The 23,285-nt window shown below is 61.0% G+C and carries 23 protein-coding genes; 15 read left to right on the top strand and 8 right to left on the bottom strand.

Features of this window, described 5'->3' with window-relative positions:
* Nucleotides 1–2: 2 nt before the first annotated feature.
* From B9A97_RS15095 to B9A97_RS15085, 3 genes are read right to left on the bottom strand one after another with little or no spacing between them, the layout of a single operon-like run.
* Nucleotides 3–890 carry an ABC transporter permease gene (locus B9A97_RS15095; RefSeq protein ID WP_084366183.1) on the bottom strand — a complete coding sequence of 296 codons (888 nt, stop codon included), beginning with the start codon at nucleotides 888–890 and terminating at the stop codon, nucleotides 3–5.
* A gap of 7 nt (nucleotides 891–897) precedes the next feature.
* Nucleotides 898–1,875 carry an ABC transporter permease gene (locus B9A97_RS15090; RefSeq protein WP_084366182.1) on the bottom strand — a complete coding sequence of 326 codons (978 nt, stop codon included), beginning with the start codon at nucleotides 1,873–1,875 and terminating at the stop codon, nucleotides 898–900.
* A 31-nt stretch (nucleotides 1,876–1,906) separates the two neighbouring features.
* The gene (locus tag B9A97_RS15085) at nucleotides 1,907–3,514 is read right to left on the bottom strand and encodes an ABC transporter substrate-binding protein (protein WP_179145299.1); all 1,608 of its coding nucleotides are present in this window, start codon (nucleotides 3,512–3,514) and stop codon (nucleotides 1,907–1,909) included.
* Between the two features lie 653 nt (nucleotides 3,515–4,167).
* Between B9A97_RS15085 and B9A97_RS15080 the strand changes: the two genes are divergently transcribed.
* From B9A97_RS15080 to B9A97_RS15050, 7 genes are all read left to right on the top strand, one after another.
* A complete protein-coding gene (locus B9A97_RS15080; protein WP_084366180.1) occupies nucleotides 4,168–5,574 on the top strand; it encodes a M20 family metallopeptidase in 1,407 nt (468 codons plus the stop codon).
* Between the two features lie 15 nt (nucleotides 5,575–5,589).
* Nucleotides 5,590–6,684 (top strand): M24 family metallopeptidase, encoded by a 1,095-nt coding sequence (locus tag B9A97_RS15075; protein WP_244564239.1) that lies wholly within the window; start codon nucleotides 5,590–5,592, stop codon nucleotides 6,682–6,684.
* Between the two features lie 138 nt (nucleotides 6,685–6,822).
* Entirely contained in the window at nucleotides 6,823–8,400 is a 1,578-nt protein-coding gene (locus B9A97_RS15070; protein ID WP_084366179.1) for an ABC transporter substrate-binding protein, read from the top strand.
* 76 nt (nucleotides 8,401–8,476) lie between these two features.
* Complete coding sequence (locus tag B9A97_RS15065; protein WP_084366178.1) at nucleotides 8,477–9,454, top strand: ABC transporter permease; 978 nt, start codon at nucleotides 8,477–8,479, stop codon at nucleotides 9,452–9,454.
* Nucleotides 9,451–10,368 carry an ABC transporter permease gene (locus tag B9A97_RS15060; protein WP_084366177.1) on the top strand — a complete coding sequence of 306 codons (918 nt, stop codon included), beginning with the start codon at nucleotides 9,451–9,453 and terminating at the stop codon, nucleotides 10,366–10,368. Before B9A97_RS15065 ends, B9A97_RS15060 begins: the two co-directional genes overlap by 4 nt.
* Nucleotides 10,365–11,345: an ABC transporter ATP-binding protein gene (locus B9A97_RS15055; protein WP_084366176.1), complete on the top strand. Its 981-nt coding sequence runs from the start codon at nucleotides 10,365–10,367 to the stop codon at nucleotides 11,343–11,345. Before B9A97_RS15060 ends, B9A97_RS15055 begins: the two co-directional genes overlap by 4 nt.
* Nucleotides 11,342–12,319, top strand: coding sequence for an ABC transporter ATP-binding protein (locus B9A97_RS15050; RefSeq protein WP_084366175.1), 978 nt, complete (start codon nucleotides 11,342–11,344; stop codon nucleotides 12,317–12,319). The genes B9A97_RS15055 and B9A97_RS15050 overlap by 4 nt, the downstream gene beginning before the upstream one ends.
* 164 nt (nucleotides 12,320–12,483) lie before the next feature.
* Here the strand turns inward: B9A97_RS15050 and B9A97_RS15045 are convergent, their stop codons facing one another.
* From B9A97_RS15045 to B9A97_RS30390, 3 genes are all read right to left on the bottom strand, one after another.
* The gene (locus B9A97_RS15045) at nucleotides 12,484–13,089 is read right to left on the bottom strand and encodes an NAD(P)H-binding protein (protein WP_348532397.1); all 606 of its coding nucleotides are present in this window, start codon (nucleotides 13,087–13,089) and stop codon (nucleotides 12,484–12,486) included.
* Nucleotides 13,086–13,325, bottom strand: a complete 240-nt coding sequence (locus tag B9A97_RS30395; protein ID WP_348532396.1) for an NAD(P)H-binding protein — start codon at nucleotides 13,323–13,325, stop codon at nucleotides 13,086–13,088. Before B9A97_RS30395 ends, B9A97_RS15045 begins: the two co-directional genes overlap by 4 nt.
* Before the next feature lie 304 nt (nucleotides 13,326–13,629).
* On the bottom strand, nucleotides 13,630–13,824 hold the full coding sequence (locus B9A97_RS30390) for a winged helix-turn-helix transcriptional regulator (RefSeq protein WP_210189705.1): 195 nt from the start codon (nucleotides 13,822–13,824) through the stop codon (nucleotides 13,630–13,632).
* 149 nt (nucleotides 13,825–13,973) lie between these two features.
* On the opposite strand from B9A97_RS30390, the gene B9A97_RS15035 reads away from it, so the two are divergent.
* Nucleotides 13,974–14,681, top strand: a complete 708-nt coding sequence (locus B9A97_RS15035) for an SDR family NAD(P)-dependent oxidoreductase (protein WP_084366174.1) — start codon at nucleotides 13,974–13,976, stop codon at nucleotides 14,679–14,681.
* Here B9A97_RS15035 and B9A97_RS15030 read toward each other — a convergent pair.
* The gene (locus tag B9A97_RS15030) at nucleotides 14,668–15,297 is read right to left on the bottom strand and encodes a TetR/AcrR family transcriptional regulator (RefSeq protein WP_084366173.1); all 630 of its coding nucleotides are present in this window, start codon (nucleotides 15,295–15,297) and stop codon (nucleotides 14,668–14,670) included. The genes B9A97_RS15035 and B9A97_RS15030 overlap by 14 nt on opposite strands.
* Before the next feature lie 175 nt (nucleotides 15,298–15,472).
* Here B9A97_RS15030 and B9A97_RS15025 point away from each other — a divergent pair, with 175 nt between their 5' ends.
* The 7 genes from B9A97_RS15025 to B9A97_RS14995 all read left to right on the top strand — a co-directional run bounded on the left by B9A97_RS15025 (nucleotide 15,473) and on the right by B9A97_RS14995 (nucleotide 22,169).
* Nucleotides 15,473–16,459, top strand: a complete 987-nt coding sequence (locus tag B9A97_RS15025) for a LysR family transcriptional regulator (protein ID WP_084366172.1) — start codon at nucleotides 15,473–15,475, stop codon at nucleotides 16,457–16,459.
* Between the two features lie 109 nt (nucleotides 16,460–16,568).
* Nucleotides 16,569–17,423, top strand: coding sequence for a transketolase (locus tag B9A97_RS15020; protein ID WP_084366171.1), 855 nt, complete (start codon nucleotides 16,569–16,571; stop codon nucleotides 17,421–17,423).
* 11 nt (nucleotides 17,424–17,434) lie between these two features.
* The gene (locus B9A97_RS15015) at nucleotides 17,435–18,454 is read left to right on the top strand and encodes a transketolase family protein (RefSeq protein ID WP_210189704.1); all 1,020 of its coding nucleotides are present in this window, start codon (nucleotides 17,435–17,437) and stop codon (nucleotides 18,452–18,454) included.
* Nucleotides 18,455–18,501: 47 nt separating this feature from the next.
* Complete coding sequence (locus B9A97_RS15010; protein WP_084366169.1) at nucleotides 18,502–19,254, top strand: SDR family NAD(P)-dependent oxidoreductase; 753 nt, start codon at nucleotides 18,502–18,504, stop codon at nucleotides 19,252–19,254.
* A 97-nt stretch (nucleotides 19,255–19,351) separates the two neighbouring features.
* A complete protein-coding gene (locus tag B9A97_RS15005; RefSeq protein ID WP_084366168.1) occupies nucleotides 19,352–20,356 on the top strand; it encodes a TRAP transporter substrate-binding protein in 1,005 nt (334 codons plus the stop codon).
* Between the two features lie 26 nt (nucleotides 20,357–20,382).
* Nucleotides 20,383–20,913 (top strand): TRAP transporter small permease, encoded by a 531-nt coding sequence (locus tag B9A97_RS15000; RefSeq protein ID WP_084366167.1) that lies wholly within the window; start codon nucleotides 20,383–20,385, stop codon nucleotides 20,911–20,913.
* Nucleotides 20,910–22,169 carry a TRAP transporter large permease subunit gene (locus tag B9A97_RS14995; protein ID WP_084366166.1) on the top strand — a complete coding sequence of 420 codons (1,260 nt, stop codon included), beginning with the start codon at nucleotides 20,910–20,912 and terminating at the stop codon, nucleotides 22,167–22,169. Before B9A97_RS15000 ends, B9A97_RS14995 begins: the two co-directional genes overlap by 4 nt.
* A 102-nt stretch (nucleotides 22,170–22,271) precedes the next feature.
* On the opposite strand, the gene B9A97_RS14990 is transcribed toward B9A97_RS14995, so the two are convergent.
* Entirely contained in the window at nucleotides 22,272–23,279 is a 1,008-nt protein-coding gene (locus B9A97_RS14990) for a LacI family DNA-binding transcriptional regulator (protein WP_084366165.1), read from the bottom strand.
* Between the last annotated feature and the right edge of the window lie 6 nt (nucleotides 23,280–23,285).

Here is a 23,285-nt window from a genome sequence, read left to right as displayed (position 1 = left end):
GCTCAGCCTCTCAGATGGGGGTTGAGGACTTCGCGCAGGCGGTCGCCCACGACGTTGATCGACACGACCAGCACCAGCAGCACCACGCCGGGCAGAACCGAAATCCACCAGCGTCCGGATTGCAGATAGTCGAACCCGTTGGCGATCAGCAGCCCGAGCGAAGGCCGGGTGGGCGGCAGGCCCAGTCCGAGGAAGCTGAGCGTCGCCTCCAGCGAAATCGCCTGCGCCATCTGGATCGTGGCAACCACCAGCAGCGTCGGCAGGCAATTGGGCAGGATATGGAAAAACAGGATGCGCAGCGATGGCAGACGCAGGCCACGCGCGGCTTCGACGTAGTCACGGGCGTTTTCCACCAGCGCCACGCCGCGGACGGTGCGGGCAAAATAGGCCCATTGCACGACCACCAGTGCGATAATGATCTTGTCCATCCCGCGTCCGAGGATGACCAGCAGGATCAATGCCACCAGAATGGTGGGCAGGCTGAGTTGCAGATCGACGATCCGCATCAGCAGAGCATCGATCCAACCTCTGCGAAACGCGGCAATCAGCCCGACCAGCGTGCCGAAGGCCAGAGCGAGGACGCCGGATGCCAGCCCCACGATCAGCGAGATCCGCAATCCGTAAAGCATGGCCGACAGCATGTCGCGGCCCTGCCCATCGGTGCCCAACCAATAGGTCATGCCGCCGAAACTGGCTTCGCCTGGCGGCAGGAGGTTGTCGATGATGGACACGGAGCGAAGATCATATGGGTCCTGCGGCGTGATCAGCGGTGCGAAGATCGCCGCCAGTGACATCGCGACGAAGACTGAAAACGCAATGCTCGCGGTCGGGGAGCTGAAAAATGCCGTCAAAAAGGCGCGCAGGCGGGAGGGGCGTTCGGCGATGATCATGGCATCCTCACGCCGCCCCGGCGCCAAGGCGCACACGCGGATCAAGCAGCGAATACAGTATGTCGATCACCAGATTGAGCAGCACGAACATCGTGACCACGAAAATCAGGTAAGCAACGATGAGGGGGCGGTCGAGCACACTGATCGCGTCGATCAGCATCTTCCCCACGCCCGGCCAGGAAAAGATCGACTCCGTCACCACGGCAAAGGCGATGACGCCGCCGAACTCCATGCCGAGAACCGTGACGATCGGGATCAGCAGGTTCTTCATCGCGTGCCAGCCCAGCACTCGGTATTCGGGCACGCCATTGGCGCGGGCAAACCTGATGTAATCGGAGGTCATGACCTCGCGCAACCCGGCGCGGGTCAGGCGGATGACCATCGACATCATCAGCAGGGAAAGCGTGAAGGCAGGCATCGCCAGATGGCGCAGGCCGTTCAGGGTCAGAAAGCTGACCTCAACGCCGAACACATTCACCAGATCGCCCCGGCCGATGGCGGGCAGCCATCCCAGCTTGACGGAAAACGTCAAGATCAGGATGAGCCCGATCCAGAAGATCGGCACGGAAAAGCCGATCATCGACAGGCCCATGATGGTCTTGGAGACCCAACTGTCGGGACGAAGCCCGGCATAAAATCCGAGTGGCAGACCGACCACCAGAGCCAGCACCAGGGCGGCGATCGCAAGCTCCAGCGTTGCGGGAAACCGCTCCCAGATCAGGCTCATTGCCGGGACGCCGTGGGTGAAGGAGCGACCGAGATCTCCCTCGGCGAGGTTGCCGAGGAAGATCAGATATTGCTGCCAAACCGGGCGATCCAGGCCAAGATTGACCATGATCTCGTCCAGACAGGCTTTCGTGCATTCGGACGAGGCAAAGACATCGACGGGGTTGCCGATCACATGGATCCCGAAGAACACCAGGACAGTCATCACGAACAGGACCAGCATGGCCTGCAGGATGCGCCTGAGGATGAATTCAGTCATGGCTTGACCCTCTGCCTCGCCCGCTCAAACGTCAGTTCACGCGTTTGACCTCGGTCGCCAGCGTGCGCTCGTTGGTGCGCGGCGAATGTTCCAGACTGGACTTCATGGCCCATTTGTTGACCTGGAAATGCAGCGGGATCAGCGCATAGTCCTCCATCGCCCAGCGGGTCGCGTCCTGCAAAAGCGCAAGACGTGCGGTGCGGTCGATAGTGCGCTTGGCAAGCACCGATTTCGCATCGATCGAGGGGTTGGAATAACGGCCGAAATTGCCGTTTCCGCCGCCGGTCGCAGCGTTGTAGGTTTCGAGAATGCCTGAGACAGTGTAGGTGGCCTCGCCGGCAACGGTCCCCCATCCGGTCAGCGACATCGAGAATTTCGGGCTGTCAAAGCCGGGGAAACTGTCGGCGCCGCCACGGATCAGGTCCGAGAAGAACACCGCACGCGGCATCGTATCCACTTCGGTCGCAATGCCGATCTGGGTCCAGAATTGTGCGACCGCCTCGATGATGCGCGCGTCGTTGATATAGCGATCATTGGGGCCGTGGATCGTCATGCGGAAGCCATCGCCATAACCGGCTTCAGCCAACAGGGCCTCGGCAGCGTCAGGATCATAGGCATCGGGTTTCAGATCATCGACATAGCCGAAGAAGCCCGGCGGCACGATGTTGCGGGTGGGCTGGCTGGCGCCGCCCATGATCCGGTCGCGAATTGCCTCGCGATTGATGGCCAGCGACAGCGCCTTGCGCACGCGCCAGTCGCGCATCGGGTTGGGCATCGGGCTGCCGTCATTTGCCGTGATATAGGTCTCGCTGTGGCGATAGGACGGCATCATGTAGATGAGCCGGTCCGACGCGATGGAAGACACTTTGAAGCGGGTGTCGGCTTCCAGCTGCGGCAGGTCCACGGTTGGCGGATAGTCAATCAGGTCGACATCGCCATTCAACAAGGCTGCCAATCTTGCGCTGTCCTCGCCGACGGGCCGGAACACGACTTCATCCCAGCCAGGATCGCCGCCCCACCAGTTTGGATTCTTGGCCACGACAATGCGATTGCCCGGACTGAATTCCTTGTAGAGGAACGGTCCTGTCCCGATGGCTGCGGCGCCGGAGTTGAAATCGACCGAGGGCTTCTTGCCGGGAACCACATGCTGCGCGACGATCGGGATCATTGCCAGATCCTCGGCCATCGTCGGATAGGGGCCTTCGGTGGTGATGCGAACCGTGAGGTCGTCAACCTTGGTCCAGGCCTTGCCGCCCTTGGCAAGCTGGAAGGCGGGGCTTGCGGTTGCGCCTTCAATGCCGGCTTTCAGGCGGTCGAAGGAATAAATCACGTCATCGGCGGTAAACGCTTCGCCGTCGTGCCACTTCACGCCGGGGCGCAGTTTGAACTCCCAGGTCGTGTCGTTGATGGGGGCCCAGGAGACAGCGAGGCCGGGCGAAGGCTGCGATGCGCTGTCGAGATCGACCAGATGTTCGAAGATATGTTCCTGCAACTGCAGGTCGGCGGAAAGCTGGGTCCAGTGCGGGTCCAGCGTCGCCGCTTCCGAGCGTACGCCGATGGTCAGCACCTCCTGGGCCCAAGCGCCCTGAGCCGCGGTAAGGGCAAGGGTGGCCGCAATGGCCAAGCCAAGTCTGTTCACGTCTGATCCTCCTGTTTGGTGATTTGGGTCCCCACATCGCGGCAATATGCATTTGCTCATTGAACGGCAAAAGTTCGCATTGCGCACAAATGTTCTTTGAATGCTAAGCAAAGCGATGGCGTCTGTAAACCAGAAATTTGAACATAAGTTCGCATATTCCTCGCGGCTGTTTGTGGCGGGCTCCTTCCGGAGACCTCAGTGGGGCCCCTGCGGATCGCCTGTAACGATCGGTTGGACTTTGGCGTGCGACTGGCGGTGGTTGTGAGTTGCTGTCGATGTGAGCCTGGCGGTCGTTTTGCCGGTATCCGCGAGGATTGGGAGAGCTACGATCTTTGGCCGCATTTGTGGTCGATAGAATGGGCGTTTTTGCGTGCTTGGTGCCCAATCTGATGAAAATACGCTTTATCCAAGCATGTTTCCGCGCTCTTGCGGCGCGCTCACAGAAAGTTGTATCCGTCCTCGCGCTGAGACTTGCTAACACTCCGTGCGTGAGCGAGACGCGGTAATGTCTGTTCGATTTGAATTACCATAGTCCCCAACCAACCCTCTGATTTGCTGTTGACACGGCTTGAAAAAGTCGCTCAATTGTTCGCATAGAGAACAAATGTACGAACATTTGCCTCTAGGCTGATTGCGCGGGAGGGCACTGAGGCTTGCAGAATACGGATGAAATCTGGGCGCTGGTGGACGGCAAGAAAGACCGCTTTGTCGAGCTTTCGGATCGGGTGTGGGATGTGCCCGAACTGCTTTACGAAGAGCATCAAAGCGCCAGGCTGCATGCGGATGCGCTTGAAGCGGAAGGTTTTCGCGTACAGCGAGCACTCGGCGGTATTGCCACGGCCGTGATGGGCGAGGCAGGCCAGGGTGGCCCTGTTATCGCTATTCTCGGCGAATATGATGCGCTGCCGGGTCTCAGCCAACAGGCCGGATCAGACCGACACGAACCGCTGGTCAAGGATGGTAACGGCCATGGCTGTGGCCATAATCTCCTGGGCGCCGGTGCGATGTCTGCGGCCACTGCGGTCAAGGATTACCTGGAGCGCCATGGTTTGCCGGGCCGTGTCCGCTATTACGGCTGCCCCGCTGAAGAAGGTGGTGCGGCAAAGACCTTCCTGGTGCGCGACGGATATTTTGCCGATGTCGATGCGGCACTTTCCTGGCACCCGATGTCGTTCAACGGGATCATTCCGCCGCTGACGCTCGCTGTCAGCATGGTGGATTTTCATTTCAGCGGGCGGGCGGCGCATGCCGCTGTTGCGCCGCATCTGGGGCGCTCGGCACTGGACGCGGTCGAACTCATGAGTGTCGGCGTCAACTATCTGCGCGAACACGTGCCGCAGGATAGCCGGATCCACTACGCCTATCTCGACGCGGGCGGACGCGCGCCCAATGTGGTGCAGGCACAGGCCACGGTGCGCTATTCCGTGCGCTCGCTCAGGGCTCGCGACATGCGCGACCTGGTGGAGCGGGTGCGCAAGATTGCTGAAGGTGCGGCCCTCATGACGGATACGCAGGTGCGGTCGACCGTGGTGACGGCCATGTCTGAAATGCTGGACAACCCGCCGCTGTATCGCTTGTTGCATGACAACATGGCGCGGCTGGGACCGCCGGATTTTGACGAGGCCGACCGCGCCTATGCGAAGAAGATGCAGGCGACCTTGCAGCCGGAGGCCATCGCCGCCGCATTTGCGGGGGCAGGGATCGAGCCGGACTCGGCGCCTCTGCATGAAGGACTGGTGCCGCTGGAGGCTCGCGGTGTTCCCATGCTGGGATCGACAGACCTGGGGGATGTCAGCTGGGTCGTGCCCTTTGCCCAGGCAGGACAAGCGACGCACGCCTTGGGCACGCCGGGCCATACATGGCAGATCACCGCGCAGGGAAAATCGCCTGCGGCTCACAAGGCAATGGTCCATGTTGCCAAAGCCCTGGCATCCACGGTCATCGATCTTCTGACCAATCCAAGACATCTCGAGGCCGCTAAGGCCGATCACGCAAAGCGAGTGGCTGCGGAGCCATACGTGCCGCCGCTGGCGGCCGACGCGCAACCGCACGTGCCGTGACGGAAGGAATACGACGTGACATTCTCCTCAAACAGGCTTTCCGCCCTGCGCGACATCATGCAGCAAACCGGTGCAACGCTGACGGCGCTCGCTCCCGGAGCGCATATGCATTGGGTGCTGGGCTATCATCCCCATCCCGATGAGCGCGCGACCTATCTGCTCGTCGGTCCGGCAGAGGCCGTGATGGTCGTACCGTCCGTCAATGCACAGGATATCGCGGCGCGTGTCGACCTGCCACTGCATGTCTGGACGGACGAAGACGGTCCGGCGGCCGCGCTGGCCAGCGCCTTGAAGGCTGTCTTGCCCGGCGGCACTGTCAGGCTTTCGCTTGACGAAACGATGCGGGCCGACGCGGCGCTGTTGCTGATCGATCATCTGGGGAATGCAGCGCGAGGCTTCGCCACCGAGACGGTGGGGGCTTTGCGAATGCGCAAGGACGATACGGAGTTCAACGCGTTGAAAGCCGCGGCACTGGTGGCAGACAAGGCGATGAAGGCCGGCTTCGCCGCCCTGCGACCCGGCTTGACCGAACGGCAGGTGGCCGAGGCAATCCGTGGTGGCTTTGCGCAACAGAACACCCCTTCGGCCTTCTGTCTGGTGGCCAGCGGTCCCAACGGCGCCTATCCCCATCATTCGACCGGCGATCGGGTGATCCAGTCGGGCGACGCCATTGTCATCGACATTGGCGGCACGACGGGCGGCTTCCCAAGCGACATGACCCGCATAGCAATCGTTGGTCATGCGCCTGAAGGCTATGACGAGGTTCACGCAATTGTCGAGCGCGCGGTCCAGGCAGCGATGGCGGCTGCGCGGCCAGGCGTCGTGGCAAAATCGGTGGACAAGGCCGCACGCGATGTAATCGCCCAGGCTGGCTATGGAGAATACTTCGTCCACCGCACCGGCCATGGGCTTGGGTTGGAGGTGCACGAACCACCATACCTCACCGCCACCTCAGAGACGGTTTTGCAAGAAGGTATGGTCTTCTCGATTGAACCGGGGATTTACATCCCGGGCCGCTTCGGCATCCGCCTGGAAGAGATCGTCATTCTGCGGGCCGATGGGCCGGAAATCCTGTCGTCCCTGCCGCGTGACGCCTTTGTCGCCACATGAGGAAGGTTGGCCCGCCTGCGAAGAGCCGAAGGTAGAGCTTACTAGCGCCAGAAAAACCACTGCTTGACCCACACACGAGGTCGCCGATCGCGCTCGACGTGTGAATGGCGTCCTATTGCTAACTGGAGAGGAAAGACCATGAAAAAAAGACTGTTTCTGTCAACCGCGATAGCGGTTCTGTCGATGGGGGCGGTAGCGCATGCCGAAACGCTGCGCTGGGCCCTGGCTGGGGATGCGCTGACACTGGACCCGCATGCCCAGAACGAAGGCGTGACGATCATGCTGCAGTCGCAGATGATGGAGCCTTTGGTCTCGCGTGCCCCCACCGGCGAGCTGGAACCGACGCTGGCGACGGAATGGGCGGTCAAGGCGGGCGATCCGACCGTCTGGGTGTTCAAGCTGCGTGAGGGTGTGAAGTTTCACGATGGCGCCACGTTCGACAGCGAAGACGTGATCTTCTCCATGGACCGGGCGCGGTCTGAATCCAGCCAGATGAAGGGCATCATTGCCTCGATCGCCGAAGTGCGCGCCACCGGCCCCCATGAGGTCGAGATCGTTACCAAGGGCCCGAACCCTGTCCTGCCTGCTGCCCTGACCAGCATCTTCATGCTTGATAAGGGTTGGACCGAAGCCAATAAGGCCGTCACCGTGCAAAACGTGGCCGCGGGCGAGGTGACATTCTCGTCGACCAATGTGAACGGCACCGGCCCTTACACGCTCGTCTCGCGCGAGGCGGATGCCCGCACCGTGATGCGCGCCTTTGACGGCTATTGGGGCAAGGGTACTTTCCCGCTCGCGTTTGACGAAATTGTCTTCACCCCGATCCAGAACGCATCGACCCGTGTCGCCGCCCTGCTCTCGGGTGAACTCGATTTCATTCAGGACGTTCCGGTTCAAGACATTGGCCGCGTCAAGGGAACGGCGGGCCTGAAGGTCGAAAGCTCGCCTGAAAACCGCGCTGTCTTCTTTGGCCTGAATGTGAGCGACGCGCTGGTCGGCGGTAATATCGACGGCAAGAACCCGCTCGCTGACGTCAAGGTGCGTCAGGCCATCAACATGACCATCAATCGGGAAGCGATCCGCGATGTGGTCATGCGCGGCCAGTCTGTGCCGGCCGGCATCATCATGCCGCCCTTCGTCAACGGTTGGACCGAAGAGCTGAACAGCTACCCCGCGCCGGACAATCAAGCGGCCAAGGCACTGCTGGCGGAGGCAGGCTATCCAAACGGCTTTCCGATCACCCTGGACTGCCCGAATGACCGTTACATCAATGACGAGGCGATCTGCCAGGCTGCCGTCGGCATGCTGGGACAGATCGGCATCCAGGCTCGCCTGAACGCGACCTCCAAGGCCCTCTTCTTCCCGCAGATCAATGCGATGAAGACCGACTTCTACATGCTGGGTTGGGGCGTTCCGAGCTATGACTCGGAATATATCTTCAACTTCCTCTACCACACCCGCGAAGCGTCGTATGGTAGCTGGAACAGCACGCGCTATTCCAACCCCGCTCTGGATGCGCAGATCAAAGAAATTGCAGCCGAAATCGATCTGCCCAAGCGTGATGCGTTGATCGCGGAGATGTGGGCCGCTGCCAAGAAGGACCTGGCCTATATTCCGATCCATCACCAGATGCTGAACTGGGCGATGAAGGACAGCTTGAAGGTGACGGTGGACCCGGACAACCAGGCACGCGTGAAATATTTCGCGCTGAACTGACCCTTACATAAACCGAGAAGATCCGGCGGCGCCATTGCCGCCGGGTCTTTGGTCGTTTTCAGTCGAGAACATCGAGATGCTCGCATTCCTTATTCGCCGCCTGTTCCAGTCTGCCGTTGTTCTGCTTGTTGTCGGGGCGGTGTCCTTTGGCATGTTCCGCTTCATCGGCGATCCGGTGAACAACATGCTAGGGCAGGAACGCACCCAGGCCGACATAGTAGAACTGCGTGAACGCCTCGGCCTCGACCGGTCGGTCCTCGTGCAATACGCGGTCTTCCTTCGCAATGCGGTGCAGGGTGATTTCGGCATCAGCTATCGGCAGGGGCGGCCCGTGGCCGACATCATCGCGGAACGTGCACCCGCCACGTTGGAACTGGCGGCCGTATCCGGGCTGATGGCTCTGGTCTTCGGTATTGGACTGGGCGTCATCACCGCGATCAAGCGCAACAGCCTGATGTCCAGCGCGATCATGACCTTGTCCTTGATCGGGGTGTCGCTGCCCACGTTCCTGATCGGTATCGTGCTGATCTATGTGTTTTCGGTACAGTTGGATTGGCTGCCCAGTTTTGGCCGGGGCGAGACGGTACGGGTCGGCGGCTGGACAACGGGCTTTCTCACGCAATCCGGTCTTGTCGCATTGATCCTGCCGGCCATCACGCTCGGCCTTTACCAGATGACCTTGATCATGCGCATCGTGCGGTCGGAAATGCTGGACGTGCTCCGGCAGGATTACATCCGCTTCGCCCGCGCCCGTGGTCTGCGCGAACGCTCGATCAACTTCCGCCACGCGCTGAAAAACACGCTTGTGCCGGTGATCACGGTCACCGGCTTGCAGATGGGCAGCATCATCGCGTTCTCGATCATCACCGAAACCGTGTTTCAGTGGCCAGGCATGGGCCTGCTGTTCATCAACGCCGTGCAGTTCGTCGATATTCCGATGATGGCGGCCTACCTGATGCTGATGTCAGTGCTGTTCGTCAGCATCAACCTGGTGGTCGACCTGCTGTATTTCGCCATTGATCCCCGGCTGCATATGGAAAGTGTCAAAGCATGATCCGCCACCTCTCCTCCCTCTGGCAGTCGGATTTCGGCTGGAAATTCCGCCATTCGCCGATGGCGATCCTCTCGGCCTTGGTCACGTTGGTCCTGGTCCTTGCAGCGATCTTCGCCCCCTTGATCGCGCCCTACAACCCGTTTGACTCGTCGAGCCTGAACCTGATGAACGGCTTTTCCGCACCAATGACGCCAAACGCCTTTACCGGCGAGGTCTTCCTGCTCGGCACCGACGACCAGGGTCGCGACGTGTTTTCGACTATATTATATGGGATGCGGGTTTCGCTGTTTGTCGGGGTGCTGGCCGTCCTGTTTGGGCTTGTGCTCGGCGTTTCGCTGGGGCTCGTGGCAGGCTATGCCGGCGGGCGGGTAGATGGCTTCATCATGCGGGTGGCCGATATCCAGCTGACATTTCCCGCCATTCTGGTTGCCATGCTGATCTTCGGGGTCGCAAAAGGCATCATCGATCCGCAATACCGGGATCAAATGGCGATCTGGGTGCTGATCATCGCAATCGGCCTATCGGATTGGGTGCCGTTTGCCCGCGTCGTGCGGGGAGCGACCATGGTGGAAAAGAACCGTGACTATGTCCAAGCCGCGCGCCTGATCGGCCGCAAGCCGGTTGCGATCATGGTCCTGCACATCCTGCCCAATGTCCTGAACCCCATACTGGTAATCGCCACGATCTCTTTGGCGCTGGCCATCATCGCCGAGGCCACGCTCAGCTTTCTCGGCGTTGGCGCGCCGCCGACGCAGCCATCCCTCGGCACGCTGATCCGCATTGGCCAGACCTTTCTGTTCTCTGGCGAATGGTGGATCCTGCTGTTCCCGGCCATCACGCTGCTGGCGCTGGCATTGGCCGTCAACTCCTTGGGTGACTGGTTGCGCGACGCCCTGAATCCGAGGCTGAAATGACATCAACGCCTGTCTTGTCCGTCCGCAACCTCGTGGTTGCGATCCCCTCCCGTTCGGGCATCAGTCGCCCGGTGAACAACATCAGCTACGACATAGCACCTGGGGAAATCCTGGGGGTCGTGGGCGAAAGCGGTGCCGGAAAATCCATGGCCGGCAATGCCATCATCGGGCTCCTGGACCGCCCCGCGCATATCGCCTCGGGCGAGATCTGGCTGAACGGCCAGCGCATCGACAACCTGCCACCGGACGCGTTGCGTCGCATTCGAGGGCGTCGGATCGGCATGGTGTTCCAGGACCCGCTGACCTCGCTGAACCCGCTGTTGCGGATCGGCGATCAGTTGACCGAAACGATGCGGGAACACCTGCCGCTGACGGCGGCGCAGGCGCGCGATCGTGCTGTCGCGGCCTTGGAGGAAGTGGGTATCCCCGCCGCCGCAGAGCGACTGAACAGCTATCCGCACGAGTTTTCCGGCGGCATGCGCCAGCGGGTGGTGATCGCGCTTGCACTGTGCGCGGAGCCGAGCCTCGTGATCGCCGACGAGCCGACGACCGCGCTGGATGTCTCGGTGCAGGCGCAGATCATTGCGCTACTACGCCGCTTGTGCCGCGATCGTGGCACGGCAGTCATGCTTGTCACCCACGACATGGGCGTTATCGCCGAGGCCGCGGACCGCGTGGCGGTGATGTATGCAGGACGATTGGCGGAACTTGGCCCGGTTCGCGCGGTGATCAACGCGCCGCGGCATCCCTATGCCGACGGGCTGATGGGGGCCATGCCGTCGCTGTCGATCGGGCAGCGCCGGTTGCGCCAAATTCCCGGCGCCATGCCGCGCCCGTCCAAACTTCCACCCGGTTGCGCCTTCCATCCGCGATGTCCTCGATCGGCCGATAAATGCCGTACTGACCCGCCGCCCGTGATCGCCGATGATCCCCAAGGCCGGGCCGCCTGCTGGTTCCCGCTGGAGCATTCCACATGACTGCCTTTGTCGACGTCACTCATCTTGGCCGCAGCTTTGACGTATCCAAGCCTTGGTTGAACCGCGTCATCGAGCGGCTGCCGCGCCGAACTCTGTTGGCCGTATCGGATGTCTCGTTCCAGATCGAGGAGGGCGCCGTCTACGCGCTTGTGGGCGAGAGCGGATCCGGCAAATCGACCATCGGGCGGATGCTTGCTGGCCTGATGCCACCGAGCGAGGGGACGGTGAAGGTAGGGGGTGCCGACCTCCACGCCGATCCGGCCATACGCAGGGATGCCGGCATTCAGATGATCTTTCAGGACCCCTATGCCAGTCTCAACCCGCGCTGGCGAGTACGCCGCATCATCTGCGAACCCGTGGTGGTCAAAGGTGGCACGACCGAGGGGCTGGCCGAGCGCCTGCTGGAACAGGTGGGCCTGTCTGCCGAAGATGCCGACAAGTTTCCGCACGAATTTTCTGGCGGGCAGCGACAACGCATCTGCATCGCCCGCGCCTTGGCGGCAAAGCCGCGTCTCATCATTTGCGACGAGCCGACCTCGGCACTGGACGTGTCGGTGCAGGCACAGGTCTTGAACCTGATGAGCGATCTGCGCGACGAATTGGGCCTGACCTATATGTTCATCAGCCACGATCTGACTGTGGTTCGCCACATGGCGGACCGGATCGGTGTGCTCTATCTCGGTCGCTTGATGGAAGAGGCGACCCCGGCGCAACTGTTTGCCCAGCCGCGACATCCCTATACCCAGATGCTGCTGGCTGCGGCGCCGCTGATGGACGGGCGCACGCGCGACATAGACTTGCCCAGGGGCGAGGTGCCGGACCCCATCTCGCCGCCGCCCGGCTGCGCTTTCCATCCGCGCTGTCCATTCGCTGTGGATCTCTGTCGAAAGCAGCGCCCGGAACTGCGTGATTTCGCTGGAACGCGTGTCGCCTGCCACCGCGCAGAAGACATCGCATCAGAGTCGGCAGCCTGAGGCTTCTTGCGTTCCTCGACCGGATCCGCGCTGGGCGCCATGGCAGCCGTTAGTACGGCATATCAGGCAAGCATCCGGGCGAAGCTTGTCTTTTCTTCAAGGGATCCTCCGGCATCGCTCGAGTGGGATGCCGGAGGGGATACTCGGAGTGGGATACTGTCAGATCAGGCGGCAGGCGCCAGCGCCTCGGCGACGGCCTCGGCCAGGGTGGCCGTCTGCCGGCCAATGAACTTGCCGAGCTGGCCGTTGTCCTCATGCAGGACGCCGGTTGCGACGCCCTGGGCTTCGACGCCGGCGATCACTTCGGCCAACATCTTCGGAAGGCCGATCTGTTCCAGAACGACGGCGTGCTGCGCTTCGGTCAGGTTCTGATAGACATAGGGCTTGCCCGTCTGACGGACCACTTCCGCTGCGATATCGGCCATACGATAGCCCTTGTCTCCCCCGAGTTCGTAGGTCTTGCCGTCATGGCCTGATGTCGTCAGCGCGATGGCTGCCGCATCCGCAAAGTCCTGGCGCGAAGCCCAGGAGATGAGCGCGTCGCCTGCGCTACCGATCAAGGCGCCATGCGCCAGGGACGGGGCGATAGCGACGGTATGGTTTTCCCAGTACCAGCCATTGCGCAGGATCGTGTACGCCAGACCCGAGGCCTTCAGCGCTTCTTCCGTCTTGGTATGGTCGGCCGAGAACCAATGAGTCCAACGGTCTGCATGCAGCAGGCTCGTATAGATCACGCGCTTGACGCCAGCCTTCTTGGCCGCGTTGATCACGTTGATGGGTTCTCCATCGAACTGGACGAGATGAGAAGCAGCGTTTCGACGCCTGAAAGAGCGGTTTCGAAGGAAGAAGGAACGAAGTAATCGGCGGCGCGTGCTGGAACGCCAAGGTCTTCAGCCTTGGCCGGGTCACGAACGAGTGCGACGATTTCATCGGCGGCCACGCGCGTCAGAAGGCTCTTCACCACCTTGCGACCAAGCTGTCCCGTCGCACCAGTTACTGCATACATAGTCATGTCTCCGAAATAAACGAACACCATTGTACGTTTTGTAAGCGTACAATGGTGTTCGTTTACTGTTGGCGCAAGAGCATCGACCGAAATTTTTGCTAAGACGGTCGATCGGTCATCGGATCGGACTCCCGTGCGTTCGCGTCCTTCAGCGCCAGGTTGCTATTCCTCGACCTCGCGAGTCCTCGTTCCGTTGGTCATACAGGCTCCGGTGGCGCTCAATCTCGTCGATGTGGCCGAGCAGGCAGCCGGCGAGTTGCATGAGTGGTTCCGAGACCTAGCGGCCAAGATCGGTCAGGCTGTATTAGACCTGGGGCGGCATCGTGGGAAAAACCTCTCGGGAGACCATACCGTCGCGCTCCAGCGCGCGTAGTGTTCTCGTCAGCATCTGCTGAGAGACGCCGCCGATGAGGCGCTTCAACTCGTTGAACCGGTGCGGTCTTTCGCTCAGCAACGTCATCACCAGGATCGTCCACTTGTCTCCCATTCGGCCCAGCATTTCGTTCACTTTTGTGCAGTCCAAGGTGTGCAGCTCCGTTCAGGGTGGGCAGATGGATGTGACCAGGTCTCACGCGTCTGCGTTCTTGCGGCTTCCCGGGTGCAGACATCATATCGGCAGCACCATTGAAACCCTGAAAGGATATCGCAGTGACACAGAAGAAGACCATAGCCGTTTTCGGCGCGGGAAGCGGACTTGGTGCGTCGGTGGCCCGCCGGTTTGGCCGCGAAGGCTATCATGTTGCCCTCGTCGCCCGTCGTAAATCGGTTCTTGAAGAACACGTGGCTGAACTCGCCAAGGACGGTATCTCGGCAACGGCATTCGCCGCGGACCTGACCGATACCGGCGCAATCCCCGAACTGGTGGCCTCCATCGAAGCAACGCTTGGCGGCATCGATGTTGCGGTCTATGCACCCCTGCCGCCCGGTTTCGGCTTCGTGCCCGCCGCCCAACTCGATGCCGACAAGCTGAAGGACCTGACGCCCCTTTACCTCCTCGGCCCGGTCGAAGTGGCAAACCGGGTGCTGCCCGGCATGCTGGCGCGTGGGGATGGCGCCATTGTCATCGTCGGCGGTTCGACGGCCGTCAAGCCAATGCCGGGTCTCAGCGGCGTTGGCCCCGTGATGGCGGCTGCGCGCAATTACATTCTCACGCTCAACGGTGAGGTCGCCGACAAGGGCGTTTATGCCGGCGGCGTCAGCATCGGCTCCTTCATCGGCAATTCCACGGGCATGCGCAGCGCCAAGGAAGCCGGCATCCCCATCGATCCGGCCATGGTCATTCAGCCGGACCGGATCGCCGATGAAATCTGGACCTCCGTCACCCGGCGCGAGCGTGCCGAAGTCATGCTTCCGTGATTTCCGGTCCGGTCTCTTTTGCGGCCGCATTCCGATGAATGCGGTCGGCCGGATCGGATGCCGTGGGATCGGTCGGGATCCACCGAAGATCCCCGGACAGCCCGCGAATAACAAGCAAAAGCCGGCGATTGATCGCGACGCGCTGGTCTGGCTCCCCATCGAGCTTCCAGCCATAGGACACCATGCGGCAGGCCAGAAGCACCTCCTCCGGCGTCAGGCTTTGCCGGACCATTCCCTGAACCTTGGCGTTCTCAAGGGGCGCGGCGATGAGGCTCAACAGCGGGGCGGGCGAACAGGCCTCTCCGGGTTCCGACGTGTTCTGGCTTGCGCTGGCGAAGGCGTGGTAGATATCGCTGACATCGATGAGTTTGCGCATGACCTCGAACAGACCGCACCCCTCGGCCACGTCGATTTCCCCGCGGATCACCTCGATCTCGTGCTCCAACACGGCCTGATAGAGTTCGGTTCGGTCAGCAAAATTGCGATAGAGCGTCGCCCTTGTCACGCCGGCCTTTTCGGTGATCAACTCCAGCGGCGCATCGTCGCCGTGCTGACGCACGATCTCGCGGGCGGCGATCAGAAGGCGTTGGCGATTTTCTGCTGCATCTTTTCTCAAGAGCCTATGCTCTCCATGTTCTTTGAAATCTTCCCTTTACATGCCGCAAGGGTGGACGGTCGATCCGGTTTGTCAAGGCGTCGATCAGCGCTCACGCCTCGACCTCTCGCCCCGCCGGACTGTTCGGCTGCCCGCAGTGATGGATCGTTCCAGTTCAATCGGATAGTGTCGCTGAATGCGTGATCTCAATCTCAAAGCCACCGAGTATTTCGAAGCCGTCGCTCGGCTGAACAGCGTGACCAAGGCGGCCGAAGAACTGGGCATTTCGCCCTCGGCAGTGAGCCAACAACTGTCACTGCTTGAGGCGCAACTTGGCGTAAAGCTCTTCCGCCGTGAGAAAGGTCGTCTCGTGCTGACGCTGGACGGGGACCGCCTGTTCCAGACCACGACCCAGGCCTTCAGCGCTATCCGCAATGCTCGGTCGGCGATTTCCTTTCAGCGCGACCGACGCAATTTCGTCATTCGTGTCAGTCCGAGCTTTGGGGTGCGCTGGCTAGGGCCTCGGGTCGGGGCATTTGCCGCCGAAAACGAGGACTGGAACATCCGGATCGATGCGACGCCCGACTTCACTGCGTTTGAAACCGAAAGTGTCGACATCGACCTGCGCTACGGCATGGGCACCTGGAGCGGCGTGGCCGTCACGCCGTTGATGCACGATCTGGTTCTGCCTCTCTGCAGCCCTGACTATCTGGAACGTTTGCGGCAGATTGATCCCGATCCCTCGCGGCAACTCGCCGGTGCCCGCCTCATCGACAGTGTCAAGACGCTGTATCGCTGGGATCTGTGGCTCGCGGCCAACAGGATCGATATCCCCAGGGTGAACTATCCGCTACGGTTCGACCGATCCTCGATGTCAATCGAGATGGCGAAGCAGGGAGGAGGTGTTGCTCTCGACAGCGTCACCTTGTGTCTCGGCGAGTTGCAGAGGGGCGAGTTGGTCCCCTTTTCGACGGCCTATCAAGTGATCGATTTTCCCGCCTACTGGCTGGTTTGTCCGTCACGGCATCTCACTCGACGCATCGTTCAGCGTTTCCAGGCCTGGATGACGAATGCGTGCAAACAGCATGACGATGCCGCCCGCACCCATCTGACGCAGTTGGGGTGCCGTTTCCGGATCGGTTCGGCAACTGACCTGATCGAGGTGAAGCCTTGGGGGCTGTAAGCCTATCGGCTCTTCGTTAAGGTGACCTACAAAGCTCTTTCACTTTTCTTAAAATCCTTCCTCCGATGTCAGTGCTATTTCTGACCGCAGAGAATACCGGGAGGAAATAATGACTTTGGCTGGCCGCGCTGTCGCGCGTTCCAATGTTTCATTGGAGCTGCGCGCTTGGAACATCCGACGTAAAGCACTGCTCATGGGGCAGGTTCAAGGACAGGGCTATATCGGGCAGGCGCTCGGCATCGCAGACGTTCTCGCTGCATCCTATTTCCACGCTCTGGACTATCGTCCGGAAGATCCTGAGTGGGAGGGGCGAGACCGCTTTCTGCTATCGATCGGCCATTATGCCATCGCGCTCTACGCGGTTCTCATGGAAGCCGGCATCCTGCCTGAGGATGAGTTGCAGACCTATGGGATGGATGACAGCCGCATGCCGATGTCCGGCATGGCCTCCTATACGCCGGGTATGGAAATCACCGGTGGTTCGCTGGGCCATGGGCTCGGCATTGCCGTGGGAATGGCGATGGGTCTGAAGCGCAAGGCCAATCGCGCCTTCGTCTACAACCTGATGTCGGATGGCGAATTGGGCGAAGGATCCACCTGGGAAGCGGCGATGTCCGGCGCCCACCACAAGCTCGACAACCTGATCTGCCTCGTCGATTTCAACGACCAGCAGGCTGACGGCAAGTCGACGGAGATGCTGTGCTCCGAGCCGTTGACCGAGAAATGGGAAGCCTTTGGCTGGCACGCCCAGCGGGTCAATGGCAACGATCTCGCCGCTGTCGTCGAGGCGTTCGACAAGGCGCGCGCGTTCAAGGAACTCAAGCCGCGCGTCATCATCTTCGATACCACCATGTGTAAAGGGGTCCCCTTCCTCGAAAGCCGCGAAATCACCCACTTCGTCCGCGTTGAAGCGGATGAATGGGACAAGGCGCGCGCTATTCTGGAAGAAGGAAAACCGGCATGACCCTCGCATCAATGGCCCGCAAATACGAAGCCCGCAAAGCGCCCGAAGGCGAGCGTCAGGCGACCTCCGCGATGATCGCCTCTCTGGCGGCCGAGGGCTATGACACCGTCGCGGCCCCGTTTGGCAATGCCCTGGTCGACGCCGCGCGCAAGGATGAACGCATCGTCGGTCTCACCGCCGATCTCGGAAAATACACCGACCTCCACATCTTCCAGCAGGCGATGCCGGATCGCTTCTACCAGATGGGAATGGCCGAGCAGGTGCTGATGTCGGCAGCCGCGGGTCTCGCTCGCGAAGGCTTCATCCCTTTTGCAACGACCTATGCCGTCTTTGCCTCGCGTCGCGCCTACGACTTCATCGCCATGGCGATTGCCGAGGAAAACCTGCCCGTGAAGATCGTCTGCGCTCTGCCGGGTCTGACGACGGGCTATGGCCCGAGCCACCAGGCGACGGAGGATCTCGCGATCTTCCGCGGTCTGCCGAACATGACGCTGATCGATCCCTGCGATGCCGACGATATTCTCGGCATGGTCCCGCAGATGATTGCCCATGAGGGCCCTGTTTACTCCCGCCTGCTCCGCGGCAAGGTGCCGTCGGTCATCAAGAAGCACAAGCCTGACTATCGGTTCCAACTCGGCAAGGCGCAGTTGATCCGCGAGGGCAAGGATGTCCTCGTGATTTCCACTGGCCTGATGACCATGCGGGCACTCGATGCGGCTGTGAAGCTGGCCGACGACAAGGTGGACGTGGCGGTGCTGCACTGCCCGACCATCAAGCCGCTCGATCTCGAAACCATCGCCGCCGAAGCGGCGAAGGGGGGAAGATTGGTCGTCACCGCCGAGAACCACACGCTGATGGGCGGCTTGGGGGAGGCCGTTGCTGCCGGGCTACTGTCGCGCGGCATCGCTCCGCGCTTCCGCATGATCGGCCTTCCGGACGCGTTCCTGGAGGCTGGCGCATTGCCGACGCTGCACGAGATGTACGGCATCTCGGTGGGCAAGGTTATCGAACAGATCAAGGGCTGGCTCTGAAGAGCCCGCCGAATACCTCAAACAGCATAAAGGGAGGAGAAGGGCTTATGAGCCTTCTGAAGGGAAAATTTGCCGTGGTGACGGGCGCTGCCTCGGCACGTGGCCTTGGAAAGGCAACTGCGAAATTGTTCGCCGAACATGGTGCGACCGTCGCCATTCTCGATCTTGATGCGGAGGCCGCACGCAGTGCCGCCGCCGACCTCGGGCCCGATCATGTCGGCTTGGCCTGCAACGTGACGGACAAGGCTGCCTGCGACGCGGCCATCGCCGAACTCTTGAAGCGCTGGGGCCGCGTCGACATTCTCGTGAACAATGCCGGCATCACGCAGCCGCTGAAGGTCATGGACATCGGTCCATCCAATTACGACGCCGTGCTCGACGTAAACCTGCGTGGCACGCTCTACATGAGCCAGGCGGTCATTCCGGGGATGCGGGAGCAGAAGTCCGGCTCTATCGTCAACCTCAGCTCGGTTTCCGCGCAGCGCGGCGGCGGCATCTTCGGCGGCCCGCACTATTCCGCCGCCAAGGCCGGCGTGCTTGGCCTGACCAAGGCGATGGCCCGCGAACTGGCGCCTGCCAATGTCCGCGTCAACGCGATCTGCCCCGGCTTCATCGCAACCGACATCACCGCCGGCAAGCTGACGCCTGATATGCTCGAGAAGATCGTGGAAGGCATCCCGATGGCCCGCGCCGGTGAGGCATCCGATGTCGCCGGTTGCGCCCTGTTTCTTGCATCCGATCTCTCTGCCTACTGCACGGGCACGGAGGTGGACGTCAACGGTGGCTCGCTGATCCACTGATTAGATCGAGATCGTCGAAATGACTGCTTTCCAAGAGGAGGAGGCGGTCTAGCGGAGCCAGGCTTCGCACTTAAGCACTATCACCAAGGAGGAGAACATGCATATGAACATCAACAGACGGACATTCCTGACAGGCGCCAGCGTGGCTCTTGCTGCTCCGGCAATCGTGGTCGGCATTCGCCCGGCACGGGCTGCCACCACGCTGACCCTCGGCCACGGCGCGGCACCCGGCAATCCGCTCACGGTCGCAGCGGCAAAGTTTGCCGAACTGGTTGGACAGAAGACCGAAGGCCGCGTCACGATCAATGTTGCTGGCGCCGAAACGCTCGGCAGTGATTCCGCCATGCTGACCAGTCTCCGCACCGGCGCACTCGACTTTACTGCAAACAGCCAGGGCGCAACCTCGGCGATTGTTCCGGAACTCGCCGCGCTTGGTCTGCCTTTCCTGTTTGCCGACACTGCGGCAGCGATGCGGGTGCTCGCCGGCCCCGTCGGCGAGGATCTCAACAAGCGTTTCGAGGCCGTTGGCGTCGTTCCGCTCGACTGGTGGGACAACGGCATCCGCCACCTGACCAATTTTAAGCGGAAGGTGACCACACCGGACGAGGTCAAGGGACTGAAAGTGCGCACGCCTGCTGACCCGATGACGATCGACATCTTCCAGTCGCTCGGTGCCAGCACGGAACAGATTGCCTTCGGCGAACTCTATATTGCCCTGCAGCAGGGCGTCGTCGACGGGCAGGAGAACCCGCTTGCCAATATCGAAAGTTCCAAGCTGTTCGAGGTCAACCGTTTCATCAGCCTCACAGCACACAAGTGGGAATCGACGCCATTCCTGATGTCCAAGATCGCCGAAGCGCGGCTGGGTGCCGATCTTGAGGCCGTTCGCGCCGCCGCGAAAGAGGCCGGGGATCTGCAGCGCAAGCTGTCGCTCGAAAAGTCTGCGCAGGTGCTCGAGGCCTTCAAGAAGAATTCGGCGGTTGACGTAACGGAAGTCGATCGTTCAGCCTTCGTGAAGGCAACGACCGTCGTCGCGGAAAACTGGAAGCAGAAGCCGTTCGGGGACTTTGTCAAACAGATCGAAGCGGCCGCACGCGGCTGATTCTACTGCCAAGCCGGAGGCTTTCCATGTCTGCTCTTTTGAGGTCCCTCGACATTTTGGCGCTTTTGACCGTGAAGTTCGCACGCTTCATGGTTATCGCCAGCGGCATCGCGCTGACTGTCGTCACCACGACGAACGTTTTGGCCCGATACGCGCTGAGCAGCGGCGGTTTTTCTTTTGCACAGGAACTGCCAATGCTGATCTTTCCCTGGTTCATCCTGTCAGGGATCGTGTTGGCCGCGCATATGGGCGGCCACATGGCCGTCGAGTGGCTCTATGACAAGCTGACCGGAACCGCCCGGCTTGGCGCCTTCGCCCTGGCAGGCGCGATCAGCGTCCTGTCATTTCTGGTTCTCGCCTATCAGTCGGTGCTGGTGGCAGAGATCGCCAGCGCCGAAAGCAGCCCCGTGCTTGGTATCCCGAACAGCGTCGGATACTACGCGCTGGCAATCGGTGCCCTGCTCGTCGCCCTGTTGACGGTCGCCGCCACGGCCCGTGTCTTCCGGCACGGCTGGGAGCACCGGATCGAACTCAAGATGGAGGATGTGCCCCTATGACGCTCATCATGATTGCCGCCTTCTGCATCCTCATGGTTCTGGCGGTTCCGGTCGGTTACGCCCTAATCATCTCCGCCGGTATCGCGGTGCTGTTCAACGGCTATATTCCGCTCTCGATCGTGGCCCAGCAGGTCTATGACCAAACCCAGTCTTTCCCAATGCTGGCGCTGCCGTTCTTCATGCTGGCGGGCACGCTGATGCTCGGTGGAGAACTCGGTCGGCAATTGCTAGAGCTCGCCTCCAAGGCAATGCAACGCTGGCGAGGTGGGCCACTCTCAACCACGGTCGTTTCGTCCGTCGTGTTCGGTGGTGTCTCTGGCTCGGCCGTCGCCAATGCCAGCGCCCTGGGATCGGTGTTGATTCCCTGGCAGAAGAAGCACGGCTATCCGCCGGCGCTCTGCGCCGCCAACAATGCAACGTCCTCGGTCATCGACGTGCTGATCCCGCCGTCGATCCCGATGATCCTGTATGCCTTGGTCAGCGGGGTGAGCGTCGGCGACCTGTTCGTTGCGGGCATCCTGCCCGGGCTGATCATGGCGGCGAGCTTCGTCTTTGTCTGCTGGTTCGTCTCGGTGCGCCGGAACTATCCGACGCAGAAGGCCCGCCTCGGCGGACGGGAACTGGCAACGCTCGCGATCAAGAGCTTTCCGGCTATCCTGCTGCCGATCCTGATCATCCTGCTCTTGCGCTTCGGTTTCGCAACGCCGACCGAAGTCGCCGTGCTCTCGGTCGTCTACTCGCTGCTCCTCAGCCTGCTGTTCTACCGCGATCTCACGTGGAAACGCTTCTGTGACAACGTCGTTGAAGCCGGTGTCGGGACGGGTGTCGTCATGCTGGTAATCATGGGGAGTGCTGCTGTCGGCTGGGTGCTGACCTTCGATCAGGCGCCGCAGCAGATGGCCGACTGGGTCGCGAGCAACATCTCGAGCCCCATCGCCATCATCCTGATGATGAACATCATCATGCTGATCGTGGGCATGCCGCTCGACATGCCACCCGCCATCCTGTTGCTCGGCCCGATCTTCGTGCCGCTCGCCGACGCGATCGGCCTGGACCGCGTGCAGCTTGGCTTGATGATGGTGATCAATCTCGGTATCGGTCTCTATACGCCGCCGATCGGAACCACGCTCTTCATCTCGTCGTCGATCGCGAAGTCCCCGCTCGGCGAAACGACGCGGGAACTTGCGCCGTTCTTCATAATGGCGATGCTTCTGCTTTTCGCCGTGAGTTTCGTTCCAGCCCTTACGCTTTACTGACAGCGAGTGAGGCGGCGGCGTATCGCCGCCTTTCTACAAACCGATATGGAATACCTACTCTGCAAGGCTATCAGTGTTTTGATTTAATCTGTCAAAGTCTTGCTATTGATCCGGAATGTTCTCTTTCAGCACCACCTGGATACGCGGGCCGATATAGCTGATCGCTTCACCGCGGATGGCGGCTTTGAGCATTGAAATTGTTTCGCGGGCTTCGACACGCGGATTCTGGTCTATCAGCGCATCCATCGTACCCTTGATAAGCATCAGCCTCGTGTCTTCTGTCACCTCATGGCCTACAAAAACGACCTCGCGACCTCGACCGCATTCATCGAGCGCTTTGCCAATGCCGGAATTGCCACCGCCGATATTGTAAATGCCTGCAAGATCGAGGTGGCGCTTCAGAAGCGAGGTAGATTCCGCGTAGGCGCGGATGCGGTCATCTCGAATTTCGCGCAGGTCGACAATTTCGAGATATGGAAATTCTTCCGACAGGATGTGGCGGAATCCCATTTCTCGCTCTTCATGGCCGCGATAGGCAAGCGAGCCGGCAAAAAGGGCGATCTTTTGCGGCTGGTCCTTCGGCAGAAAGCGACCGATCATATAGCCGGCCAGGCGACCGGCAGCTCGATTGTCGACCCCGACATAGCCGATGCGCGGGGTATGCTGGATATCAGATACCATGGTCACGATCTTGACGCCGCGATCGGCCAGACGCCGCATCGCTTCGCGCACTGCCGGATGATCGAATGCGAGCAGGCCTACACCTTGCGAGTTGTCTTCCAGTTCGGCGAGTTTGGCGGCGAGCACATCCGGGTTGAACCCTTCGACCGTATGAATACGCGCATCAAGATCCGTCATTGCGGAGATCTGGCGTTCAAGTTCGGATTTGAGGTTCAAGATGAAGGCGTTGGTGCCTTCGGGCAGAACGAAATCGATGCGGAGACGACTATCCTGACCGGTTGGCGCGGTGAAATAGCCAAGCCGTGTCGCAACCTCCATGACGATGAGCCGCGTTCGCTCCCTGACGCCCGGACGATTATTGAGAACCCGGTCGACCGTGGCGGTCGAGACACCGGATTCTCTTGCAATGTCAATCAATGTCGATCTCACGGCCTC

It is taken from the genome of Rhizobium sp. RU36D (assembly GCF_900176345.1).
Classification (GTDB): Bacteria; Pseudomonadota; Alphaproteobacteria; order Rhizobiales; family Rhizobiaceae; genus Allorhizobium.
The sequence above is the reverse complement of the archived record's forward strand: the minus strand, read 5'-3'. Positions and strand labels throughout refer to the sequence as shown.